This window comes from Kitasatospora sp. NPDC057518, from assembly GCF_042802075.1.
Taxonomy (GTDB): Bacteria; Actinomycetota; Actinomycetes; order Streptomycetales; family Streptomycetaceae; genus Kitasatospora.
Genome location: NZ_JBHVEU010000594.1, coordinates 1 through 4506, shown reverse-complemented (window position 1 = coordinate 4506; position 4506 = coordinate 1). Strand labels below are relative to the sequence as shown.

Genomic DNA, 4506 nt, shown 5'->3' with positions numbered 1-4506 from the left:
GACGGTTCAGAAGACGGTTTAGAAGAAGCCGTCGTCCTCGTAGTAGTTGTTGACGACCACCTGCGGGTCGTCGTCGAAGGCCTCGTTCAGCAGCGCGCCGCCGACCAGGCCGGCCGCGCCGGCGCCGATCAGCGCGCCGGTGCCGAAGCGCCGTCCGCCCTGGGCCTGCTGGCCGGGCACCTGCGGCGGCTGGCCCTGCTGGACCGGCTGCGGGTAGCCCGCCTGCGCCGGGGTGTAGAACGGCGGGACGTTGGTCTGCACCCGCTGGGCGCAGGCCACGCAGGCCTCGATCTGGCGCGGCACGCCCCACTGCGGCGACCAGTACACCGCCGTGGTGCCGGCGCCGTGCGAGGGGTCGAAGAAACACGTCACGGGGTAACTCCCTGGTCCTTGCCGGGTCATCGGAACGGCGGGCGCGGCGGCGGGCAGCACGGCCGGCACGGGGGCCGCGACCGGCGCCGGCGGCGCGGCGGGCGGAGCCACGGGCGGGGCGGGCGGCGCGACCGGCGGCTTCACCGGGGCGGGCGGGGCGGCGGCGGGCGCCGGCTGCAGGACGTCCACCCCGAAGTCGGTGGCGATGCCCGCGAGCCCGTCGGCGTACCCCTGCCCGACCGCCCGGAACTTCCAGTCCGCGCCGTGCCGGTACAGCTCGCCGAACACCATCGCCGTCTCGCTGCCGGCCTCCGACGCCACGTCGTACCGGGCCACCTCGGTGCCGCTGTCCGGGTCGACGACCCGGATGTGGGCGCCGCGGACCTGCCCGAAGGACTGCCGCCGCTGCGCCGCGTCGTAGATCGCCACCGCGAAGACGACCTTCTCCACCCCGGCGGGGACCTCCGCGAGCCGGACCTCGACCTGCTCGCGGTCGGCGCCGCCGCCGGCCCCGCCCAGGTGGCGGACCGAGCCGTCCGGGCTCCGCAGGTTGTTGAAGAAGACGAAGTGCTGGTCCGAGGCGACCTTCCCGTCCGCCCCGCAGAGCAGCGCGCTGGCGTCCAGGTCGTACCCGTCACCGGCCGTCCAGCCCAGGCCCACCCGCACCACCCGCACCCCGGGGGCCTGCTTGCCCAGGGAGACGTTGCCACCCTTCGTCAGGGCCACGCTCATGGAACTTCCTCCACCACCGTACGAGTACCGCTGTTCGACCACGACAACGCTGTAGAACTCGCGGCGGTTCCCGGTCGAACCGCCGGCTTTCCGTCCGGGCCGGAACGCCGTCCCACCAGCGGCGGAACGCCGCCCGAGGGGCCCGCGGCGGCGCCTCCCGGTACCGGACGGGCCGGTCCGGCGGCCCTTGGACCGGCGTACGGCGCGCCGTGTCGGCACTCTGGCGGGCCGTCAGGTCCGGACCTATTGTCAGCGCACATGACATGTCTACGCCGCACCGCCGGACTGGCCGCCGCGCTCGCCGGAACCCTCGTCGCCCTGCTGGCCCCGGCCGCCGCCCAGGCCGCCCCGGCCGGCTGCCGCACCTCCGCCACGGTGCCGCTGGACGCCGAGCAGGCCCGCCTCCAGGACGCCCGCACGGCCGGCTTCACCGAGCACTCCGGCCTGGGCGAGCTGCTCGGCGGCTTCCCCTCCGCGCTGTGCGCCGCCCGCAACGCCCGGCAGGCCGAACGGGTGGCCGACACCTGGGGCCGGACGCTCTGGCAGGCGGGCGTGGACCGCGCCCAGGGCCGGCGGCCGAGCGGTGAACTGCCCGCCCGGGACGACCGCCCGCTGTACTGGACCAGGCTCGCCATGACCGTCCAGCTCGCCCGCTGGCAGCCCCGGTTCGACGTCGACCACGCCGCGCTGCGGGCCCGTTTCGAGGACGCCTCGCGCGGCCTGGACGACGGTTTCAGCGCCGCCCCCGGCGTCCGGCGGATCTTCGTCAGCGGCTTCGACCCGTTCGGCCTGGACGCCGAGGCGCGCCGCGCCAACCCCTCCGGGTCCGCCGTCCTGCAGCTGCACGGGCAGCGGATCACCCTCGCCGACGGCAGCGCCGCCGAGGTCCGGGCGGTCGTCCTGCCGGTGCGCTACGGGGACTTCGACAAGGGCATCGTGGAGCGCGCCTTCACCCCGCACCTGCGGCCGGGCCGGCAGTCCGCCGACCTGATCACCAGCATCAGCCAGGGCTACCCGGGCAAGTTCACCCTGGAGGAGTGGGCCGGGCGCGCCCGCTCCGCCGACCCGGCCACCGACAACGTGGCCGCGCTCTCCGGCGGCACCTCCCAGCACCCGGTGGACGCCCCGGGGCTGGCCCCCGGGCCGCAGTTCGTCCGCACCACCCTGCCGACCGACGCCATGCGGGCCGTCCAGCAGCCCTTCCCGGTGCTGCTCGACACCTTCGTCACCGAGATCCCGGCGGGCGCCACCGGGCCGGTCTTCCGGCCGGACGGCCCCACCCCCGGCTCCCGCGCGGTCTCCGGTGGCGGCGGCGGATACCTCTCCAACGAGGTCGCCTACCGCTCCAACCGGCTGCGCCTGTTCCTCGCCCCGGACCTCCCCGGCGGCCATCTGCACACCCCGGTCCTGAACGGCCTGCCGGCCGACCCGGACCGGCTCACCGCACCGGAGTTCGAGCAGAACGAGGCCGCGATCGGCGACGAGGTCCGCGCGATCCTGAGCGCCGCCAGGCTCTGACGGACCGTCCGGGCACGTCCCGGGGACGGTCCGCGGACGGTCCGGGGGGCGCCCGCTACGCCGGGTCGGCGAAGCGGGTGCCCGCCGCGCGGGCCCGCGACTCGGCGATCTCCGCGTAGGCGGCGTCGCGGCCCGCCCAGTGCGAGCCCTCGACGGACTTGCCGCGCTCCAGGTCCTTGTACACCTGGAAGAAGTGGGTGATCTCCAGCAGGTCGAACTCGCGCAGGTCGCCGATGTCCCGCAGGTCGGCGTAGCGCGGGTCGTGGGCCGGGACGCAGAGCACCTTCTGGTCCGGGCCGCGTTCGTCGCGCATCACCCACACGCCCACCGCCCGGCAGGTGAGCACGCAGCCGGGGACGGCCGGCTCGCCGCCGAGCACCAGGGCGTCCAGCGGCTCGCCGTCGCCGCCGAGGGTGCCCTCGACGTAGCCGTAGTCGGCGGGGTAGGCGGTGGCCGTGAAGAGGGTGCGGTCCAGCCGGATCCGGCCCGCCACGAAGTCCATCACGTACTTGTTCCGCGACCCCTGCGGGGTCTCGATCATGACCTCGAACTCCACCGCTGGCCTCCTCCTCGGCTCCTGGGGGGATTGTCCGCCGTCCGGACGGCCACCGGAAGCACCCCCGCCGTCGAGCCGCCCCCGCGCCGCCCGAGGCCCGTGCGCACGCCGGTGCCCGTGCGCCAGGTCTCGATTGTGCGGCGGAAGTGACGGCCCGACAATTCTTCGTCCACGATTCCTCTACGGTGACGCCTGCAACAGCCGTCACCATGCAAGAGGGGGCACGCCCATGTCCCGGAGCCGGAAGCTCCACCGCCTCAGCAACCCCGACGCCGACGAACGCCGCGCCCAGCGCGCGCTCTTCCGTCACCTCCGCGACGACACCAACGCCAACCGCGGCCGGATGGCCAGGCGCGTCCGCGAACTCCAGCTCCTGCTGGCGATGGACCCGGTCGAGTTCGAAGGCCTCATCGCCCGGCTGATGGAGGCGATGGGCATGAAGGTCGAGCTCACCGCCCGGTCCCGGGACGGCGGGGTGGACGTCCGCGGCATCGACCCCGACCCGTTCCGCGGCGGCAACGTCATCGTGCAGGTGAAGCGGTACCGGGACACGGTGGCGCCCACCGCGGTGCGGGACCTGTACGGGACGCTGCGGCACGACCAGGCCGCGACCAAGGCCGTCCTGGTCACCACCAGCAGGTTCGGCCCCAGCTCGCACCAGTTCGTCGCGGGCAAGCCGATCACCCTGCTGAACGGCTCCGAGCTGGTCGGTCTGCTCAAGCACCACGGCTTCCACGAGGTCTTCGCGGCCGTCCAGGACGAGGCCTCCGCCGAGGCCGGCGCCCTGGACGGACTGCCCGCGATCGAGGTGGCCGCCGAGCCCTCCCGGCTGCTCCTGCACTGGACCGGGGAGGAGGAGTACGACATCGCCGCCCTGGTCTGCCGGGGCAACGTGGCGCTCTCCGACGACCACCTGGTGTTCTACAACAACGGCTCCACGCCGGACGGTTCGGTGCGGCTGGTGACCGGCTACGGCGACGCGAACGCCTGCCTGATGGTCGACTTCGACGCGCTGCCCGCCGACGTCGACCGGCTGGTGGTCATCGCCGCCGCCGACACCGAGAACCACCCCGGGGCCACCATGGGCGGGTTCGCCGGGCCCGCGCTGATCCTGGAGGCCGGCGCCGGACAGGACGCGGCCGTGGTGCACCTGGCGGACGGCGCGGAGACCAACACCGCGATGCGGCTCGGCCGGTTCGACCGCGAGCCCTCCGGGGACTGGGAGTTCACCCCGGCGCTCGCCGGGTACCCGGGCGGGCTGCGGCAGGCCGTGACCGCGTACGGCCTGGAGGTCGTGGACGCGTGACCCGGCGCGGCACGACGTGAGG

The 4506-nt window shown here is 74.8% G+C and carries 3 protein-coding genes and 1 pseudogene; 2 read left to right on the top strand and 2 right to left on the bottom strand.

Translation table 11 applies throughout. From position 1 onward, the window contains the following. Positions 1-552 precede the first annotated feature (552 nt). Positions 553-1104: pseudogene (locus tag ACFU7Z_RS36760) on the bottom strand (TerD family protein); the annotation flags it as partial. Positions 1105-1362: 258 nt separating this feature from the next. Here ACFU7Z_RS36760 and ACFU7Z_RS36755 point away from each other — a divergent pair. Further along, on the top strand, positions 1363-2622 hold the full coding sequence (locus tag ACFU7Z_RS36755) for a pyroglutamyl peptidase (RefSeq protein WP_380782407.1): 1260 nt from the start codon (positions 1363-1365) through the stop codon (positions 2620-2622). Between the two features lie 55 nt (positions 2623-2677). Here the strand turns inward: ACFU7Z_RS36755 and ACFU7Z_RS36750 are convergent, their stop codons facing one another. Continuing rightward, entirely contained in the window at positions 2678-3178 is a 501-nt protein-coding gene (locus ACFU7Z_RS36750; RefSeq protein WP_049652137.1) for an inorganic diphosphatase, read from the bottom strand. A gap of 229 nt (positions 3179-3407) precedes the next feature. Here ACFU7Z_RS36750 and ACFU7Z_RS36745 point away from each other — a divergent pair, with 229 nt between their 5' ends. Continuing rightward, positions 3408-4484, top strand: a complete 1077-nt coding sequence (locus ACFU7Z_RS36745; RefSeq protein WP_049652136.1) for a restriction endonuclease — start codon at positions 3408-3410, stop codon at positions 4482-4484. The last annotated feature ends 22 nt before the right edge of the window (positions 4485-4506 follow it).

Coding starts and splice junctions, on each gene's coding strand:
- ACFU7Z_RS36745 (WP_049652136.1), top strand. CDS start 3,408: ATGTCCCGGAGCCGGAAGCTCCACCGCCTCAGCAACCCCGACGCCGAC.
- ACFU7Z_RS36755 (WP_380782407.1), top strand. CDS start 1,363: ATGACATGTCTACGCCGCACCGCCGGACTGGCCGCCGCGCTCGCCGGA.